Origin of the sequence: Leucobacter allii, from assembly GCF_022919155.1 — a bacterium.
Lineage (GTDB): Bacteria > Actinomycetota > Actinomycetes > Actinomycetales > Microbacteriaceae > Leucobacter > Leucobacter allii.
Window position 1 is genome coordinate 2,083,560 of sequence record NZ_CP095045.1, and the last position, 17,261, is coordinate 2,100,820.

At 71.7% G+C, this 17,261-nt stretch carries 17 protein-coding genes; 9 read left to right on the top strand and 8 right to left on the bottom strand.

All coding sequences use genetic code 11. The features are described from left to right. The first annotated feature begins 31 nt into the window (after positions 1–31). The 5 genes from MUN78_RS09635 to MUN78_RS09655 all read left to right on the top strand — a co-directional run bounded on the left by MUN78_RS09635 (position 32) and on the right by MUN78_RS09655 (position 5,829). Positions 32–997, top strand: a complete 966-nt coding sequence (locus MUN78_RS09635; protein ID WP_244726067.1) for an AraC-like ligand-binding domain-containing protein — start codon at positions 32–34, stop codon at positions 995–997. Positions 998–1,226: 229 nt separating this feature from the next. After that, positions 1,227–2,408 (top strand): ABC transporter substrate-binding protein, encoded by a 1,182-nt coding sequence (locus MUN78_RS09640; RefSeq protein WP_244726069.1) that lies wholly within the window; start codon positions 1,227–1,229, stop codon positions 2,406–2,408. 115 nt (positions 2,409–2,523) lie between these two features. Further along, positions 2,524–3,396, top strand: a complete 873-nt coding sequence (locus tag MUN78_RS09645) for a branched-chain amino acid ABC transporter permease (protein WP_244726071.1) — start codon at positions 2,524–2,526, stop codon at positions 3,394–3,396. After that, entirely contained in the window at positions 3,383–5,137 is a 1,755-nt protein-coding gene (locus MUN78_RS09650; protein ID WP_244726073.1) for a branched-chain amino acid ABC transporter ATP-binding protein/permease, read from the top strand. Before MUN78_RS09645 ends, MUN78_RS09650 begins: the two co-directional genes overlap by 14 nt. After that, entirely contained in the window at positions 5,134–5,829 is a 696-nt protein-coding gene (locus MUN78_RS09655; RefSeq protein ID WP_244726075.1) for an ABC transporter ATP-binding protein, read from the top strand. Before MUN78_RS09650 ends, MUN78_RS09655 begins: the two co-directional genes overlap by 4 nt. A gap of 58 nt (positions 5,830–5,887) precedes the next feature. On the opposite strand, the gene MUN78_RS09660 is transcribed toward MUN78_RS09655, so the two are convergent. Next, positions 5,888–6,703: an SDR family NAD(P)-dependent oxidoreductase gene (locus MUN78_RS09660; RefSeq protein ID WP_244726077.1), complete on the bottom strand. Its 816-nt coding sequence runs from the start codon at positions 6,701–6,703 to the stop codon at positions 5,888–5,890. 188 nt (positions 6,704–6,891) lie between these two features. Between MUN78_RS09660 and MUN78_RS09665 the strand changes: the two genes are divergently transcribed. Beyond that, positions 6,892–7,194 (top strand): EthD family reductase, encoded by a 303-nt coding sequence (locus MUN78_RS09665; protein WP_244726079.1) that lies wholly within the window; start codon positions 6,892–6,894, stop codon positions 7,192–7,194. A gap of 41 nt (positions 7,195–7,235) precedes the next feature. Continuing rightward, the gene (locus tag MUN78_RS09670; protein ID WP_244726080.1) at positions 7,236–8,879 is read left to right on the top strand and encodes an amidohydrolase; all 1,644 of its coding nucleotides are present in this window, start codon (positions 7,236–7,238) and stop codon (positions 8,877–8,879) included. A gap of 58 nt (positions 8,880–8,937) precedes the next feature. On the opposite strand, the gene MUN78_RS09675 is transcribed toward MUN78_RS09670, so the two are convergent. Genes MUN78_RS09675 through MUN78_RS09705 form a run of 7 tightly spaced genes read right to left on the bottom strand, consistent with a single transcriptional unit; the run spans position 8,938 to position 15,483 of the window. Beyond that, positions 8,938–9,330, bottom strand: coding sequence for a DUF202 domain-containing protein (locus MUN78_RS09675; protein ID WP_244726082.1), 393 nt, complete (start codon positions 9,328–9,330; stop codon positions 8,938–8,940). After that, the gene (locus MUN78_RS09680) at positions 9,327–9,686 is read right to left on the bottom strand and encodes a YidH family protein (protein ID WP_244726083.1); all 360 of its coding nucleotides are present in this window, start codon (positions 9,684–9,686) and stop codon (positions 9,327–9,329) included. The genes MUN78_RS09675 and MUN78_RS09680 overlap by 4 nt, the downstream gene beginning before the upstream one ends. A 42-nt stretch (positions 9,687–9,728) precedes the next feature. After that, on the bottom strand, positions 9,729–12,068 hold the full coding sequence (locus MUN78_RS09685) for an arylsulfatase (RefSeq protein ID WP_244726085.1): 2,340 nt from the start codon (positions 12,066–12,068) through the stop codon (positions 9,729–9,731). 1 nt (position 12,069) lies between these two features. Then, complete coding sequence (locus tag MUN78_RS09690) at positions 12,070–12,861, bottom strand: ABC transporter ATP-binding protein (protein ID WP_244689508.1); 792 nt, start codon at positions 12,859–12,861, stop codon at positions 12,070–12,072. Beyond that, the gene (locus MUN78_RS09695) at positions 12,858–13,694 is read right to left on the bottom strand and encodes an ABC transporter permease (protein ID WP_244689509.1); all 837 of its coding nucleotides are present in this window, start codon (positions 13,692–13,694) and stop codon (positions 12,858–12,860) included. The genes MUN78_RS09690 and MUN78_RS09695 overlap by 4 nt, the downstream gene beginning before the upstream one ends. Then, the gene (locus MUN78_RS09700; protein WP_244726087.1) at positions 13,694–14,473 is read right to left on the bottom strand and encodes an ABC transporter permease; all 780 of its coding nucleotides are present in this window, start codon (positions 14,471–14,473) and stop codon (positions 13,694–13,696) included. The genes MUN78_RS09695 and MUN78_RS09700 overlap by 1 nt, the downstream gene beginning before the upstream one ends. 2 nt (positions 14,474–14,475) lie before the next feature. Next, the gene (locus tag MUN78_RS09705; RefSeq protein ID WP_244726089.1) at positions 14,476–15,483 is read right to left on the bottom strand and encodes an ABC transporter substrate-binding protein; all 1,008 of its coding nucleotides are present in this window, start codon (positions 15,481–15,483) and stop codon (positions 14,476–14,478) included. Between the two features lie 201 nt (positions 15,484–15,684). Here MUN78_RS09705 and MUN78_RS09710 point away from each other — a divergent pair, with 201 nt between their 5' ends. Next, positions 15,685–16,284, top strand: a complete 600-nt coding sequence (locus MUN78_RS09710) for a TetR/AcrR family transcriptional regulator (protein WP_244726091.1) — start codon at positions 15,685–15,687, stop codon at positions 16,282–16,284. Next, entirely contained in the window at positions 16,281–17,252 is a 972-nt protein-coding gene (locus MUN78_RS09715; protein WP_244726093.1) for a formylglycine-generating enzyme family protein, read from the top strand. The genes MUN78_RS09710 and MUN78_RS09715 overlap by 4 nt, the downstream gene beginning before the upstream one ends. Positions 17,253–17,261 lie beyond the last annotated feature (9 nt).

Sequence of the window (17,261 nt, forward strand, 5' to 3'; positions counted from 1 at the left end):
GTGTATCCTGATCCGGAAGAGGTGAGAGTTCATGCAGATTGCAGCGTCGCAGGATGTCCCGAGGTCTCGTCCCCATATCGCGCAAGCCGATTCGCTGAGCGCCTTCCAGGCGCAGGTCAGCGCCTCATTCGTGCCTCTGGAGGTCACCGCGGATCGAGGCGAGCCGTTCGTCGCGAGGCTGAGCTCGGCCGAGGCCGACGACGTCATCTTCACCGAGGTCGCGGCGAAACCGCACCTCGTCGAACGCACCGCCGGGACGATCGCGAACGGTGGCGCCGGGTACTACAAGCTGAGCCTGCTGCTCTCGGGCAGCAGCATCCTCGTGCAAGACGGCCGGGAGGTAGTGATGCGACCGGGGGACCTGTCGGTCTACGACACCTCCCGTCCGTACTCGCTGCTGTTCGGTGAGGACTTCCGCAATCTCATCATGATGTTCCCGAAGGATCGGCTCGAGCTGCCGATCCCGCTCACCGAGCAGCTGACGGCGGTCTCTCTGAATCAGCAGCACTCCGCGCTCACGCCGGTGATCACGGCGTTCCTCTCGCAGTTCCCCGCGCAGCTGTCCCCGCTCACCGACGAGGTACGGACGAAGCTCGCCCACACGAGCCTCGATCTGCTCGGCACGCTCTTCTCGAGCATCCTCGATGCCGATCCCGGGCAGCGGGATCCGCGGCAGCTGCTCCTGCAGAAGATCACGAAGCACATCGATCAGCATCTCGCCTCCCCGACGCTGTCGCCGGGAAGCATCGCCGCGGCGCACTACATCTCGACCCGGCACCTGCACGCGCTGTTCCGTGAGGCGGACATGACGGTGTCGACCTGGATCCGGGAGCGCCGACTGGAGCGCTGCCGCGCCGATCTGCTCGACCCTGTGCTCGCCGACCGCACCGTCTCCTCCATCGCCTCGCGTTGGAGCTTCACCGACGCGGCGCACTTCAGCCGGCTGTTCAAGACCACCTACGGCGTCTCCCCCAGCGAGCTGCGCCGCCGGGGCTGAGAGCCCCCTCCTCCGCCGGGGCCGAGGGCTCCGCTGCCGCTGCGGCTGAACCGCGCGTCGGCGTCGCCGCCGAGCGGGGCGGATTGCGCCGTGGCGCACACCCGTTGACTCTCACGGCGCTCCCGCGTCCGGGGTCTCCTGCGCGCGTCCGCCGCTCCCTACGCTGATGCCGAGGCGCGGTGCAGGCGCGCGCCCTTCGATCAACGACGATCCGAGAAGAGGACATCTCATGAAGAAACGCTTGACCGGCATCGCCGCGCTCACCGCGATCGGGGCGCTCGCCCTCAGCGGCTGCGCGGGCGGAGGAGGCGGGGGCGACGACGCCCCGATCAAGATCGGCTCCGTGAACTCCATCAGCGGCGCGGCCACCTTCCCGGAGGCCTCGGAGGCCGCCCAGGCCGTGTTCGACCGGGTCAACGCCGAGGGCGGAGTGAACGGTCACCAGATCGAATACAAGACGATCGACGACAAGGGCGATCCGGCGACTGCCACCGCTGCGGCGCGGGAGCTCGTCGGCAGCGACGAGGTCGTCGCGCTCGTCGGCGGCGCCTCGCTCATCGAATGCGAGATCAACCAGGACTACTACGCGCAGGAGAACGTGCTCTCGATGCCGGGCATCGGCGTGGATACGGGCTGCTTCAACACGCCGAACATCGCTCCGGTGAACCTCGGCCCGTTCAACGACATGACCCTCACCCTGCTGAACGGCTCGGAGAATCTCGGGCTCGAGGACATCTGCGTGCTGCTCGAGATCGCCGGCTCCACCGAACCGGCGTACCGCGCGGGCATCGAGCGCTGGACCGAGATCACCGGCAAGGAGCCGATGTACGTCGACGCGAGCGTCCCCTACGGTGGCTCCGACTACACCCCCTACATCGTGAAGGCCAAACAGTCCGGCTGCGAGGCGATCGCCGTCAACGCCGTCGAGCCCGACGCCATCGGCCAGGTCAAGGCGGCGCAGGCCCAGGGCTGGGACGACGTCACCTTCCTCTTCCTCACGAGCGTCTACAGCGAGAACTTCGCCGAGGCCCTCGACTGGACGGGGGCGGGCGTGCACGTGCCCGCCGAGTTCTACCCCTTCACGGAGGAGAACGAGGCGAACGACGACTGGCGGGAGCTCATGACGGAGAACGACATCGCGCTCACCTCCTTCAGCCAGGGCGGCTACCTCGCGGCGATGAACTTCGTGGAGGTACTCGAGGGCATGGACGGCGACATCACCCGCGAGAGCGTCACCGAGGCGCTCCAAAACATGGAGCCGATCGAGAACCCGATGGTCGCCTTCCCCTACCAGTTCACGGACATCGCGGCGCAGGAGTTCCAGCCCGGCGGCTGGCCGGTCGTACTGGAGTCGGGCAGCAACGCCTGGAAGCAGTCGGCCGACGACTGGCTGATGATCCCCTCGTCCTGACGACGACCGACCTCGCGCGGTGCCGCGGAGCCGAGCGCTCCGCGGCACCGCGCCTCCCGCATCCCGAAGGATACGCAATGACCCCCCACTCCCCTCGCGCCGCCGGAGGCCGGCGGTGAACGGCGCGCTGCTGCAAGGCGCCCTCGCCGGACTCGCCTCGGGCGGACTGTACGCCGTGCTCGCGGTGACCCTCACGCTGATGTCCCGCCTCGTGCGCGTCGTGAACTTCGCGCAGGCCGCGACCGGCATGTTCGCCGCGTTCTCGGCGGTGTGGCTCGCGAGCTCGCTCGGCCTCCCGGTCTGGCTGGCGACCGTCGCGGGCGTCGTCATCGGCGCGCTGCTGAGCGCGGTCATCGGCTGGATCGCGGCGACCTGGCTCTCCGAGTCCTCGGTGACGCTGCGCTCGGCGATGACCGTCGCGCCGCTGCTCATGCTCATCTCGCTCTCGTTCATCCTGTTCGGCAACAAGCCCCAACCGTTCTCCCCGCTCCTGTCCGGCGCCGCCTTCACGGCCGCTGGCGTGGTCGTGAGCTGGGTGACCGTGGTGATGGTGATCCTCGCGATCGTCGTTGCGGCCGCGTGCGCGCTACTGCTGCAGCGGACGACGATCGGCACCCGGCTGCGCGCGCTGTCGGAGCGGCCGACCACGGCCGAGTTGATCGGGATCGCGGCGAAGCCGCTGTCGATCGGCGTCTGGGCCGTGACCGGCGCGATTTCGGCCATCACGATCATGGTCATCGCGCCGTCCCAGTCCAACGACGCGGTGAGCCTGTCGATGCTCATCATCCCCGCCTCCGCCGCCGCCCTGCTCGGCGGCTTCCGCCGCCTCGACCTCGCGGTCGTCGGCGGGCTCGCGCTCGGCATGATCACCGGCATCGTCGCCCAGCTCCCGAGCGTGCAGTTCGTGCGCAACTTCATCCCGTTCCTGTTCATCGTGTTGCTGCTGCTCTGGTCGCAGCGGAAGGAGGTGTGGGGTGAAGCTCGCTGACCGCCGCCTGTCCGCGCTCCTCCCGGTCCTCGTCGCGATCCTCGCGGTCGCCGTCGGCTGGGGGCTGAGCGTCGGCCTCTCCGGCTACTACGTCTTCCTCGGCATCAGCGCCGTCACCGCGATCATCGCGGTGCTCGGCCTCGGCGTCGTCACCGGCTCCGCCGGCATCATCGCCCTCTCCCAGCTCACCTTCGCCGCGATCGGCGCGTGGGTGGTCGCCTGGATGAGCCTCAACGAGGTGCCGGGCGGCTTCGCGGTGTGGCTGCTCGCGGGCGGCATCGCCGGCGGGCTCGCGGGGATCCTCATCGGGCTGCCCGCCCTGCGCCTGCGCGGCGTCAACCTCGCCGTCGTCACCCTCGGCTTCGCCGCGGCGTTCGACGTCATGCTCGTGCAGGTCCAGTTCCCGGGCTCCGTCGACGGCATCTCGGTCACCCGCCCGGCCGCCTTCTCGAGCGACCGCGAGTACTTCTTCTTCGCGGTGATCGTGCTCGTCGTGTGCGCGCTCCTCGTGACGTGGATGCAACGCAGCCGGCTCGGCTCGAGCTGGAAGGCCGTCGCCTTCTCCGAGCGCGGCACCGCCGCGGTCGGGCAGAGCGTGAGCCTCGCGAAGCTCTCGGCATTCGCCGTGAGCGCCGCGCTCGGCGGGATCTCCGGCGGGCTCATCGCCGGCCAGGTCCAGCTCCCGTTCGCCTCGAGCTTCACCCCGATCCAGTCGCTCGCGCTGTACATCCTCGCGGTGATGAGCGGCGCCTACCTCATCGATATGGCCGTGTTCGGCGGCGTGCTGTGGGTGGTCGTGCCGGAGCTGCTGAAGAAGTGGGGCGTGCCGCAGGACTGGGGCTTCGTGATCTTCGGACTGCTCGGGATCCAGGCGCTCACGAGCGGTTCGAACCTCGGCGAGGTGATCCGCGGGGCGTTCCGGAAGCGGTCCCGCCGCCGGCTGACCGCGGCGGTTCCGGAGGCCGCATCGACGACGGCGCTCGACGTGTTCGCGGTGCCCGAGGCCGCCGCACCGCTCCCGGCCGACGCCTCGCCGGTGCTCGAGGTCCGTGCGCTCGGCGTGCAGTTCGGCAGTCTGAAGGCCAACGACGACGTCTCCCTGCGGGTCGCCCCGCGCAGCATCATGGGGCTGATCGGACCGAATGGCGCGGGCAAGTCGACCTTCGTCGACGCCGTCAGCGGCTTCCTCCCCCGGCACACCGGCCAGGTGCTGCTCGACGGCGAGGACATCACCCGGCTCTCCCCCACGGCACGTGCCCGGCGCGGTCTCCGGCGCACCTTCCAGCAGGATCGCGTGCCACCGCAGCTCACCGTCGAGGCGTACGTCCGCTTCGTCGCCCGGAAACGGCTCGATCGCGCGGAACTCGCGGAGGTGCTGAGCTTCATGGGCTGCCCGCCGCCGGAGGAGCCGCTGGCGAACGTCGACGTCGGCACGCGCCGGCTCGTCGAGGTCGCCGCCGCGGTGCTCGCCGGTCCCCGCGTACTCATCCTCGACGAGCCCGCCGCCGGGCTCTCGCACGAGGAGCACCTGCAGTTCGGTCACCGGCTGACGCGCATCCCTTCGCGCTTCGACACGGCCATCATCATCATCGAGCACGATCTCGACCTCGTCCGCTCGGTATGCACCGAGATCACCGTGCTCGATTTCGGCAAGGTGCTCGCGCAGGGCCCGAGCGATCGCGTGCTCGAGGATCCGGCCGTCATCGCGGCCTACATGGGAGATGCGGAGACGATCCAATGAGCGCACTGCACCTGTCCGGCGTCACTGTCAGCCGCGGCGCCGGACCCGTGATCTCGGGCGTCGACCTCGAGCTGCGGGCCGGGGAGATCCTCGCGCTCGTCGGCCCGAACGGCGCCGGCAAGACGAGCCTGCTCGAGGCGGTCTCGGGCGTCATCGAGCACTCCGCCGGCGAGCTGTCGATCGACGGGGAGTCCTTCGCCAAGCGCAGCCGCGTGCAGCGCTCGCGTGCGGGCATCGCGCACATCGAGCAGGGACGGGCGATCTTCCCCTCGCTCACCGTGCGCGAGAACATCATGCTCACCGCGAAGACCGAGGCGGCGCTGCAGGAGGTGCTCGCCTCCTTCCCCGAGCTGGAGAAGCGCATCGACGCGCCATCGGTGCTGCTGTCGGGCGGCGAGCAGCAGATGGTGGTTCTCGCCCGCGCCTTCGCTTCGAAGCCCAGGTTCCTGCTCATCGACGAGATGTCGCTCGGCCTCGCCCCCGTCGTGTTCATGCGCCTGCTGCCGATCATCCAGCAGATCGCCACCTCGGGGGTGGGGGTGCTGCTCGTGGAGCAGTTCACGCATCTCGCGCTCGGGATCGCCGACGAAGCGATGGTCGTCGCGAGCGGTCACGTCAGCCACCCGCAGGGCGCGGCTCAGGCGCTGTCCGCGGATCCGGATCGGCTCAAGCGCGCGTATCTCGGCGGCTGACCCGGCGCGCTCTGGGACGGCGCCCGGGACCGTGCGGTCCCGGGCGCCGTCCGGCGCGCTACATGCCGGCGCGCTCGAAGGCGAGCGTCGGCAGGTCGACCATGTGCGCACCGCCATCGGCCACGAGCACAGCGCCCGTCATGTACGAGGACTGCGGCGATCCGAGGAAGCGCACGATCGACGCGATCTCCGCCGGCTCGGCGGCGCGCCCGAGCGGCACGTCGGCGGTGACGGCGGCGTAGCCCGCGTCCCGATCCGCGATCTCCGGGGCGTGCGCCGCGAATTCGTCCATCTCGGCGTCCGCCATCGGCGTGCGCACCCAGCCGGGGCACACCGCGTTCACGCGCACGCCGCGGCGGCTGTAGTCCCGCGCGAGCGAGCGGGTGAGACCGATGAGCGCGTGCTTGCCGACGGTGTACCCCGCCACCGACGGGCCCGCGAACAGACCGGCGAGCGAGGACACAATGATGATCTCCCCGCCGCCGTCCAGGAGCGCGGGCAGCGCCTCGCGCGCCATCACGAAGGCGGTGCCGAGATTCACGTTCATCGCGGCCGCCCACTCCGCATCGGAGCTGTCCCCGACGGCGGAGAAGCCGTGACCTCCGGCGTTGGCCACGAGCACGTCGAGCCGACCGAAGCGCGCGAGCACCTCCGAGACCGCCGCACGCGCCGAGGCCCCGTCCGCGGCGTCCGCCTGCACCGGCAGCGCGCCGATCCGACCGGCGACCTCGCGCAGCGGCTCGATCCGGCGCCCGAGCACCGCCACGTGCGCGCCCTCCGCGGCGTAGCGCTCGGCGATCGCCGCGCCGATCCCGGTGCCCCCTCCGGTGATCGCGACCACGCGTCCCTCCACGTCGCTGCTGCGACCGTCCATGTCGACTCCTCTCGTCTGCGCGGGCGGCGCGGCGCCGCCCTTTCCGCCATCCCACCCCGTCGGGACGGGGGCGACAAGCATCCCGTCGCGCTCGATCAAAGCCGCAGCGCGCTCGGACAACCGCCCCGTGTGGGGCGTTGGGATACTGGAAGCGCATCCAATGTCGGACGTCATTTTCAGGAGAAGCCGTGGACAAGCTCATCGTTCTGTATCCCGAGCCCGAGGATCGGCAGGCTTTCGAGGCCTACTACCGCGGCACCCACCTCCCGCTCTGCGCGCAGCTGCCCGGCGTGCTCGACATCTCCTTCTCGATCGGCCTGGAGAACGCGCCCTACTTCGCCCTCTTCGAGGCGACGTTCGCCGATCGCGCGTCGCTCGAGTCCGCACTCGCCTCGCCCGAGGGACGCGCGGTCGAGGCCGACGTCCCCAATTACGCGAGCGGCGGCGCGACGGTCTTCACCGCCACCGACGAGAGCCTGCCGCTGCCGTGAGCGGGACGGACGGGACGATCGTGGGAGAACGGGAAGCAGCCATGCCCCCGCACCCCGATCTGGTGCTCACCGACGGACGCATCTACACCGCGGATCCGGCTCGGCCATGGGCCGAGGCCATCGCCGTCTCTAGCGGCCGGATCTCCGCCGTCGGCACCACCACGGAGATCCGGTCGCTCGCCGGCCCGGGAACCGAGGTGCGCGAGCTCGACGGCGCCTTCCTCATGCCGGGCCTCGTCGACGTGCACAACCACCACGCCATCGCCGGCCAGGAGGAGCTGTTCCAGCTGCGGGTGCCGATCGGCGCCCACCTCGACGGGATCCTCGACGCGGTCCGCGCCCACGCGGCGGCTCTGCCCGCGGACGCCTGGGTGGTCGGCGGCCCCTGGATGAGCGACCGGCTCGGCGAGATCAACACGGCGGAGGCGCTCGCGCGCCTCGACGACGCCGCGGGCGGACGGCCGGTGATGCTCACCGACGACTCCCACCACAACCGCTGGGTGTCGAGCCGCGCGCTCGAGCTCGCGGGCGTCGCCCTCGGCGATCCCGGCGTCGTGCAGGACTCCGACGGCCGAGCGACCGGCGTGCTGCTCGAGGCCGCGGGGATCCCCGTCGCGCGCGCGCAGCGGGAGGTCGGCGGGCTCACGGAGGCGCAGGAGCGCGCCGCCTCCCGCCACGGCGTCGCGATCCTGAACTCCTTCGGCATCACCGCGTTCCAGGATGCGGGCGTCTCCACGCAGACGCTCGAGGCGCTGCGCGCCCTCGACGCCGACGGCGAGCTCGACGCCTGGGCGGTGACCTCGATGCTCGTCAACGACGAGATCTTCGGGCACGCGGAGATCGGCGAGGAGCTGGTGTTCTCCGGCGAGCGCTTCCGCACCGAGCACCACCGCCCCGATTTCGTGAAGATCTTCCTCGACGGGGTGCCTCCGACGCGCACCGGCGCGTTCATCGAGCCCTATCTGCCCGATGACGCGCACGGCGACCATTTCCACGGCGCGACCCTCATGGACCCCGCCGAGCTCACCGACTGGCTGCGCCGCACCGCGCAGGCGGGGCTCTCGGCGAAGATCCACTGCACGGGCGACGCCTCGGTGCACGCGGTGCTGAACGCGGTGGAGACGATCCGGGGCGAGGGCTACACGGAACCCCGGTACCAGGTCGCGCACGGCCAGTTCGTGCACCCCGACGACATCGCGCGCTTCGCCGAGCTCGGCGTGGCCGCCGACATCTCCCCCTTCATCTGGGTGCCGGGCCCGATCGTGGAGGCCATCCGCGAGGTGCTGCCGCGCGAGCGCGCGGACCGGATGCAGCCCAATCGCTCGCTGCTCGCCGCCGGGGCCGTCGTCGCCGGAGGCTCCGACTGGCCCGTCTCCCCCTCGCCGAACGCCTGGGAGGGGATCCACGGGCTCGTCACCCGCGAGGATCCGAGCGGCCGGTACCCCGGCGCGCTGTGGCCGGAAGAGGCGATCTCGCTCGAACAGGCGATCGCCGCGTTCACGATCGGCGGCGCGGAAGCCATGGGCCTCGCCGCCGAGACCGGTTCGCTCGCCGTCGGCAAGTCCGCCGATTTCGTGCTGCTCGACCGGGATCCCTTCGCGCATCCCGCCTCCGAGCTCGTGCGCACGCGGGTGACCGAGACCTGGTTCGCCGGGCGCCGGGTGTACCACCGCTCCGAGGAGTGAGTCCCGGCACGGTGCGCGGCCCGGGATGCCCCGGCGCCGCGCACCGCAGCGCACCGGTCTAGAAGATCATCGCGCCGGAGTCGAGGCCGGCGCCGGAGCCGGAGCCGGAGCCGAGGCCGAGGACGAGCACGAGGCACAGCAGCCCGGCCGCGACCGCGGCGGCGCACAGCAGCGCGACCGGCAGCCCGTCGGCGCGCGGGAGACCGTGGCCCGCCGCGGGCCGGGCGAATCGGCGGTGTTCGAGGATGGCGATGCCGAGACCGACGCCGACGCCGGCAGCGCCGAACAGCACCGACCACGGCCCGAGCACGGCCGGCAGCAGCCGCGTGGAGGCGAGGGCGCCCACGGCGAGCGCGAGGCCCGTGCGGCGCCAGGCGAGCGCGGTGCGCTCGGGCTGCAGGCCGGGATCGCGCGGGATGGCCGCCTCCCCGTCCCCCGCGGCGCCGGTCACGCGAGCAGCACCCCGAGCAGCACGAGCACGGCGGCGAGCCCCACGATGGCGACGAGCGGCAGCGAGAACGCCGCGGGCGGCAGCGCCCGGCCGAGGCGCAGCGCGCGCTCCACGCGGATCCAGCCGACCCAGGCCTGGAGCGCGGCGAGCAGGCCGCCGACGATGAGCAGGATCGAGGCCGCGAGGCGCAGCCCCGGCTGCATGCCGAGTCCGAGCACCTCGAGCGCGACCCCGCCGGCGAGCAGGGCGAGCGCGGTGCGGATCCAGGCGAGGAAGGTCCGCTCGTTCGCGAGGGAGAAGCGCGCGTCGGGCTCCTCCCCCGCGGCAAAGAGTCGCGCGGGGAAGCGGGAGGCCATCGGGATCCTTTCGGGAGCAGCGGCGGCGGGCCGTCGCTGCGGTCAGTCGGCGAGCGCCGCGATGGCCTCGTCGATCCGCCGCAGCTGCGTCCGGTCATGCGTCGAGCGAGCGCCCGGCACATAGCGCAGGCGCTCGATCGCGCCGCCGGAGAAGCGGAACACGCCGCGGCGCTGCGAGAGCTCCCAGTCGACCGGTCCGCCGTAGTCGTACCCCACGCTGATCCCGGTGAACGGCGCCATGCCGAGGAGCATCGGCACGCTCGGAATCTCAGCGGCGGGCGCACCGTCGATCTCGAGACGCAGTCGCCACCGCAGTTCGGGGAGTTCGTCGACCCGCAGCACGAGCTCGCGCCTGCCCGTGCCGGGGCCGATCGGAGCGCCGATCGCGCGGTGCATGTCGCCGTAGGCGTTGTAAACGAGCACCGGCCTGCCGTCCTCGACGGCCACCAGGTAGCCGCCGCCCTGATCGCCGTGCGCGACGAGCACGCCGGCGGCCTCAGGGCCCCAGGCGATCGTGATCTCCACGGCGAAGGACCGCAGCACCGTCAGCCGCGCGGCGCGGAAGCGCTCGAGCGGCGGCCGGTACGGGGCGAGGTCGACCGGCTCGGACAGCGGCGCCTCGCTCGCCGGCCGCAGCTCGAACAGGGAGCCGTCGTCGTCGAGCGGGAAGACGGTGTTGCGCCATGCCTCGGTGCGCCACCGCTCCGCGAGCCCGGCGAGGCGCTCGGGCTCCTCCGCCGCGAGGTCGCGGGTCTCCGTGGGATCCGCGGCGAGATCGTAGAGCTCCCAGGCGCCGCCCGTCGCGCCCTCCGAGCGGCGCGGGGCGAGCGGCGAGAGGGCCTTCCAATCGCCCTCCACGATCGCACGGCGCCCCGTGCACTCGAAGTACTGCGACGTCCGCCCCGGAGCCGCGGGGTCCCCGAGCAGCGCGGCGACGCTCCGGCCGTCGGGCTCCAGGGCGGGACGACCGTGCCGTTCGGCGAGCGGGGGCACGCCCGCGAGCTCGAGGATCGTGGGGGCGAGATCCGAGACGAAGACGAACTGCTCGCGCAGGCCGCGCGCCGCGGCCGGCGCCGCCGGCCAGGAGACGACGAGCGGCGCGTGCACCCCGCCCTCGTACGTGGACGCCTTGAATGACCGGAACGGCGTGTTCGACACCCGTGCCCAGCCGGTAGGGTACTGGCCGAAGACCCGCGGACCTCCGATCTCCTCCGGCGCCCTGGGGACGTCGCGCACCCACCCGTCCGGCAGCGGCACCGACTGGCCGAACTGCGCGAAGTAGCTCCGCGTGCCGCTCGGCCCGCCCTCCGCGGTGCCGCCGTTGTCGCTCGCGAGCACGATGATCGTGTTCTCCAACTCGCCGAGTTCCGCGAGGCGCGCGGTGAGACGGCCGACGCTCTGATCGACCTCGTCGACGGCGGCGGCGTAGACCTCCATGTGCCGCGCGAAGAGCTGCCGCTCCCCCGCGTCGAGCTCCTCCCACCGCGGAATCCGGTCGCCGTCGGCGAGTGCGTCCTCGGGGAGCTCGGCGTGCGCGGGCACGATGCCGAGTTCGCGCTGCCGCGCGAAGCGGGCTTCGCGGAGCGCGTTCCAGCCCGCCTCGTAGCGGCCGCGGTGGCGCGCGATGTCGGCCGGCTTCGCCTGGATCGGACCGTGGACGGAGGTGTGCGCGAAGTACAGGAAGAAGGGCTTGTCGGCGTCGTTGGCGCGCAAGCCGTCGATCATGCCCAGTGCCTCGTCGACGAGCTCGTCGGTGAGGAAGTAGTCCTCGGGGAACTCCGCCCGATCGACGACCGAGTTGTCCCGGACGAGCCGGTGCGGGTGGTGGAGGGAGGTGAAGCCGTCCATGCTGCCGAAGTAGCGGTCGAATCCGCGCTGCAGCGGCCAGGAGGACCGGTCGGCGCCGTCGTGCAGCCGCGACTCGACCGTGAGGTGCCACTTGCCCACCATGAACGTCGCGTAGCCGCCGGCGCGCAGCGATTCGGCGAGCGTCGGGGCGTCCTCGGGCATCTCGCAGCTGTAGCCGGGATAGCCGGGGTCGATGTGGGCGACGAATCCGAACCCGGCCCGGTGCGGGTTGAGCCCCGTCAGGAGCGACGCGCGCGCGGGCGAGCACATGGGCGCGGTGCGGTAGTTGGTGAAGACCCAGCCGTCGCCGGCGAGGGCGTCGATGTGGGGGGTCGGGATCTCGCTGCCGAACGGCCCGAGATCGCTGAAGCCGAGGTCGTCCACGAGCATCACCACGACATTGGGGGCGCCGGCGGCGGCCGGGCGCGCGGGCCACCAGGGCGTCGACTCGGAGGAGAACTCCGCGACGGCGCCGCCGAACTGCTCGTATCCCCGGCGCGCTCCCGCCGCGCCGCATCCCGGTTCCGCCGCCATCTCAGCCGGCCTTCCTGATGAGCTCGAAGATCTCGGTGCGCAGGCGCGCGAACTCGGGCAGCGCACGCGTGCGCAGCTGGTCGCGCGGCTCGCCGAAGTCGATGTCGATGATCTCGGTCACGCGCGCGGGGCGCTCGCCGAGCACGACGACGCGATCCGAGAGATACACCGCCTCATCGATGTCGTGCGTCACGATCACGATCGTCATCCCGAACTCCTCCCGGATCCGCAAGCACAGATCCTCGAGCTCGAACCGCGTCTGCGCGTCCACCGAGGCGAAGGGCTCGTCCATCACGAGCACCTCCGGACGATACGCGATCGCACGGGCGATCGCGACGCGCTGCTGCATCCCGCCGGAGAGCTGCCACGGATACTTCCCCTCGGCGCCCGCGAGCCCCACTGCGGCCAGCGCCGCACCGACGCGCTCCGCCGTCTCCGCCCGCGACAGGCGCAGATGACGCAACGGGAGCCGCACGTTCCGCTCCACCGTGAGCCACGGCATGAGCGACCGCGTGTACTCCTGGAACACGAGCGCCATCTCCTCCGGCGGCCCGTCGATCGGCCTCCCGTCGATCCGTGCCGACCCCGACGTGATCGGCTGCAGGCCCGTGAGGCACTTCAGCAGCGTGGTCTTCCCGATCCCCGACGGACCCACAATGCACGCGATCTCGGCCGTGGCGACCTCGAAGGTGAGATCGGCGATCACGGGCACCCGGCCCTTCGCGGTGTCGTAGGTCTTCGCGAGCCCGGTGACGCTCAGACGCGCGGGAGCGGCGGTGGAGTTGGCGGTCATAGGTTCTTCTCCTGCTGTCGGATGGCGATGTACCAGCGCAGCACGCGGCGCCGGAAGAGGGAGAGCAGAGCGGTCGCGAGGTACCCGAGCACGCCCAGCACGAGGATCCCGACCCACATGTCGGCGATCATGAACGACTGCTGCGCGAGCAGGGTGCGCGCGCCGAGTCCGTGGGAGGAGCCGAGCATCTCGCTCGCGATCATGACGACGAAGGCCGTGATGAGGGCGACCTGCATGCCCGAGAGGATCCGGGGGCTGGCCTCGGGCAGCGCGACGCTCAGGATCCGGTCGCGCCAGGAGAGCCGGTAGCTCAGTCCGACGGCGCGGCGCTCGGGATCGGTGGCGTGGATGCCGTCGATCGTCGAGATGAGGACCGGAAAGACGGCGGAGATCGTGATCGAGAGGATGCGGGTCTCGGTGCCGAAACCGATGATGGAGACGAAGATCGGGACGAGAGCGACCGGCGGGATCGCGCGGAAGAAGTGGATCGTGGGTTCCACGAACCAGGACAGCCAGCGGACCGTGCCCAGCAGGACGCCGAGCACGACCCCGATCGCGCACGCGAGCACAAAGGAGAGCAGGAGGTTGCCCGCGGACGACGCGACATCGCTCCAGAACGCGGGTTCGCCGAGGAAGTCGACGAACCGCGAGAGGATCGTCTGCAGCGGAGGGAAGAACGGATTGGTCGAGCCGGCCGACGCGAGCCACCACCAGGCGAGCAGCAGGATCGGCACGAGGATCTCCGCACCGACGAGGCACCATCTGGGAAGGCCGCTGCGGCGCTGTCTGCGCGCCTCGCGGGTGCGCACGAGAACGGTCGAGGTGACGGTCATCAGACCACCTGCTTCCGGTACTGCGGGTGCCAGTGCAGGAGGCGGCGCTCGCCCCACTGGCTGAGACCCTGCACGGCGAGACCGAGCACGCCGAGGACGAGGACGTAGGCGAAGAGCTGCGCCTGGTTGCCGGAGAGCTGGGCGAGCAACAGGCTCTGGCCGAGACCCGGCCCGCCGCCGAGGAGTCCGGCGACCACCGCGACGATGAGCGACGTCGGTGCGGCGACGCGCACGGCGGTGCCGATGTAGGGCAGGGCGCTCGGCAGCACGATCCGGCCGAGGATCTCGGTCCGACCGAGGCCGTAGGAGCGACCTGTGGCCTTCGCCACGGGATCGGTGTCGAACACGCCGGCGGCGGCCTGGACCACGATCGAGACGAAGCAGCCGATGACGACGAGGACGATGCCCATCCCCGCGGTCGGCCCGAGCACGAGGACGACGACGGGGAGGATGACGATGGGCGGGATGGGCTTCAGGAACTCCAGCGGGATCCGCGTCGCGTGCATCGCGAGCGGCGAGGTGCCGATGCCGATGCCGAGCAGCACGCCGGCGACGGTGGAGATCGCGAGGCCGAGGAGCGCCATCGTGAGGGTGTCCCCCGTCGCGATCCACATCTCGGGGGTGCCCAGGAGCGCTGCGAACGCGCCGAGGGCGTCGACGGCGGTCGGGAGCGGTGAGTCGGCGACGGGGCCGACCGTGGCGGCGAGCTGCCAGAGGCCGATCGCCGCCACGGCGCCGCCGGCGCCGACGCCGGCGCGCAGGAGTCGGGGGTGGCGCATGATCAGGGCTGGGGGACGATGATGCCGTCGAGGTCGACGGGCTCCGCGAGGAAGCCGAGCGCGACCATCTTCTCGTTCGGTCGCTCGAGGTCCTCGGCGCGCACCTCGGACGGCCACACCGGCAGCTTCACGTCCTCGATGGCGAGTTCGGACTCCGTCGCGTCGAGGCCGGCCTGGATGGCCTCCTCCGGATGCTCGGAGGCGTAGGCGTTCGACTTCGCGATCGCGCGCTGGAACGCGGCGACCGCTTCGCCCTTCTGCTCGACGGTGCTCGCGCCGGCGGTCCAGAGCCCCACGGCGCCGGATTCGAAGAAGCCGATGGACGGCGAGGAGATGAGCGTGCTGCCGGCGTCCTCCGCCTCGGAGGTGAAGGGGCTCACGAGGCCCGCGGCGTCCACGGTGCCGTTCTGCAGGCCCGCGACCGCCGAGGTGAAGTCGAGCACGACCCAGTTGACACCGGTCTCGGGATCGATCCCGGCCTTCTCGAGTTCTCCGGCGATGACGACCTCGAGCTGCGCCTTGCGCGCCGGGATCGCGATCGTCTTGCCCGCGAGGTCCTCGACCGAGGCGACGCCGCTCGCGGCGCTCGCGTAGAGCCCGGTGTCGTCGAACTCCACGGCCTCGTCCGCCTCGACGCCGTCGGCGGGATAGCCGTCGGCGGCGGCGACGACCCTGACGGGGACGCCCTGGCTGAGCGCGTTGAGCAGCGGGACGCTCGGCGAGTACGCGATGTCGACCTGTCCGCCCTGGACCGCCGCGAGGCCGGCCGGCGGGTTCGCGACGACGGAGGTCTCGATCTCGAGGCCCTCCTCCGCGAAGAACCCCTGTTCGATTCCGGTCAGGAGACTGCCGTCGGAGGTCAGCCCGATGGTCGCGACCTTGAGGGTGGTGCTCCCGTCCGCCCCCTCCGCGGAGCCGCCGTCAGCGGCGCCCGTGGCGCATCCGGCGAGGGCGAGGGCGGCCGCAGGCAGCAGCGCGAGGGCGGCGATCACGGGTCTGGTGTGCTTCATGGTGGGCGACTCCTTCGTCTACGTTTCGCAGGCCGGCGGCGCTCCCTTGAGTCACCACCTGGTGACACAAGGATAATCTCCATTTGTCCGCAAAAGATCACGGGGAGGTAACGTTTCGTCACCATTTGGTGACGAAACGGGCGCGCTCCGTGGAATCGACGCGCCCGGATCCCTAGGATCGTGGGAGAGGAAGGGGGCAGCATGCCCAAGATCGTGGACCACGAGGAGCGCCGTGCGCACATCGTCGAGGCCGTGACGCAGATCATCATCCGCGACGGATTCGACCGCGTCACGATGCGCGAGATCGCGGCGGAGGCCGGCTACGCGCACGGTGCGATCGCCCGCTACTTCCCCGACAAGCAGAGCCTGCTCACGGCCGCGTTCCTCCAGGTCTTCCAGCATTCCCACCAGCGCACCCTCGAGCTCGTGGCGGGCGTGCGCGGCCTCGCCGCCCTGCGCACGATGTCGCGCCAGCTCCTCCCCTACGACACCGCGGAGTCCCTGCGGGCGCGCGTGGTGCTCACCTTCTGGGACCGCGCGTCGCAGGATCCGGAGCTGTGGGAGATCCACCACGAGAACATCACGCGGCGTCGGGCCCTCATCCGCCGCTTCGTCGAGGAGGCCCGCGAGGACGGCGAGCTGCACCCGGGGGTCGACGTCGAGGAGGCGGTCAACCGCGTCTCCGCGCACAACGCCGGCTGGCAGATGATCGCGGTGCTGGTGCCGGAGGCCGCGGCCGCTCGGAGCCTCGATGCGAGCATCGAGGCGCTCATCTCCGGCCTCGGCACGGAGCGCGCATGAGCGGCTGCTGCGGCCCCGCGCGCCCGGCCGCGCCGCACGCCGGCATCGCTGCGGGCGCGCCGAGCGCGGGGTCGCTGCCCGGGGCGCAGCGGCACCGGATCGCGCAGTGCCCGATCCCCGGCGGCGTCTTCACGATGGGCGACGCCTCCGGGGACGGGCTCCCCGCGGACGGCGAATCGCCGCTCCACCGGGTCGAGCTCTCGCCTTTCGCGATCGACGCCACCGCGGTCACCAACGCGCAGTTCGCGCGCTTCGTCGACGATACGGGGTACCTCACGGAGGCCGAGCGGCTGGGCGCCTCGGCCGTCTTCCACCTGCTGGTCGACGCGCCGACCGCCGATATCACCGGCCCGATCCCCGGTACGCCGTGGTGGATCGGGGTGCGGGGGGCGGACTGGCGGCACCCGGGCGGGCGGGCCTCCCGCATCGCCGGTCTCGCCGACCACCCGGTCGTGCAGGTGAGCTGGCACGACGCCGCCGCATACTGCGCGTGGGCCGGGCGGCGCCTGCCGACCGAGGCGGAATGGGAGTACGCCGCGCGCGGCGGCCTCGTCGGCGCGCGGCACCCCTGGGGCGACGAGCCGATCGATGGCAGCGACGGAGTGTGGCGCGCCAACGTCTGGCAGGGCGACTTCCCCGTGCACAACACCGCGGGCGACGGCTGGATCGGCACCGCGCCCGTGCGCAGCTACGCCCCCAACGGCTTCGGGCTCTGGCAGCCGATCGGCAACGTGTGGGAATGGTGCGCGGATCGTTTCGACGCGCACGGCTATGCGCGCGACGCCGCCCTCGGCACCGTCCGCGACCCCGGCGGTCCCGGAGCCGGTTCGGAGCGCGTGCTGCGCGGCGGAAGCTACCTCTGCCACCCGTCCTACTGCAACCGCTACCGCAACTCCGCGCGCTCCCGGAACACCCCCGACTCCGCCATGGGGAACGCCGGCTTCCGGACCGCCGGCGCGATCGACTGACCCGGGCCG

Coding starts and splice junctions, on each gene's coding strand:
- MUN78_RS09635 (WP_244726067.1), top strand. CDS start 32: ATGCAGATTGCAGCGTCGCAGGATGTCCCGAGGTCTCGTCCCCATATC.
- MUN78_RS09640 (WP_244726069.1), top strand. CDS start 1,227: ATGAAGAAACGCTTGACCGGCATCGCCGCGCTCACCGCGATCGGGGCG.
- MUN78_RS09655 (WP_244726075.1), top strand. CDS start 5,134: ATGAGCGCACTGCACCTGTCCGGCGTCACTGTCAGCCGCGGCGCCGGA.
- MUN78_RS09660 (WP_244726077.1), bottom strand. CDS start 6,703: ATGGACGGTCGCAGCAGCGACGTGGAGGGACGCGTGGTCGCGATCACC.
- MUN78_RS09670 (WP_244726080.1), top strand. CDS start 7,236: ATGCCCCCGCACCCCGATCTGGTGCTCACCGACGGACGCATCTACACC.
- MUN78_RS09680 (WP_244726083.1), bottom strand. CDS start 9,686: ATGGCCTCCCGCTTCCCCGCGCGACTCTTTGCCGCGGGGGAGGAGCCC.
- MUN78_RS09685 (WP_244726085.1), bottom strand. CDS start 12,068: ATGGCGGCGGAACCGGGATGCGGCGCGGCGGGAGCGCGCCGGGGATAC.
- MUN78_RS09690 (WP_244689508.1), bottom strand. CDS start 12,861: ATGACCGCCAACTCCACCGCCGCTCCCGCGCGTCTGAGCGTCACCGGG.
- MUN78_RS09695 (WP_244689509.1), bottom strand. CDS start 13,694: ATGACCGTCACCTCGACCGTTCTCGTGCGCACCCGCGAGGCGCGCAGA.
- MUN78_RS09700 (WP_244726087.1), bottom strand. CDS start 14,473: ATGCGCCACCCCCGACTCCTGCGCGCCGGCGTCGGCGCCGGCGGCGCC.
- MUN78_RS09705 (WP_244726089.1), bottom strand. CDS start 15,483: ATGAAGCACACCAGACCCGTGATCGCCGCCCTCGCGCTGCTGCCTGCG.
- MUN78_RS09710 (WP_244726091.1), top strand. CDS start 15,685: ATGCCCAAGATCGTGGACCACGAGGAGCGCCGTGCGCACATCGTCGAG.
- MUN78_RS09715 (WP_244726093.1), top strand. CDS start 16,281: ATGAGCGGCTGCTGCGGCCCCGCGCGCCCGGCCGCGCCGCACGCCGGC.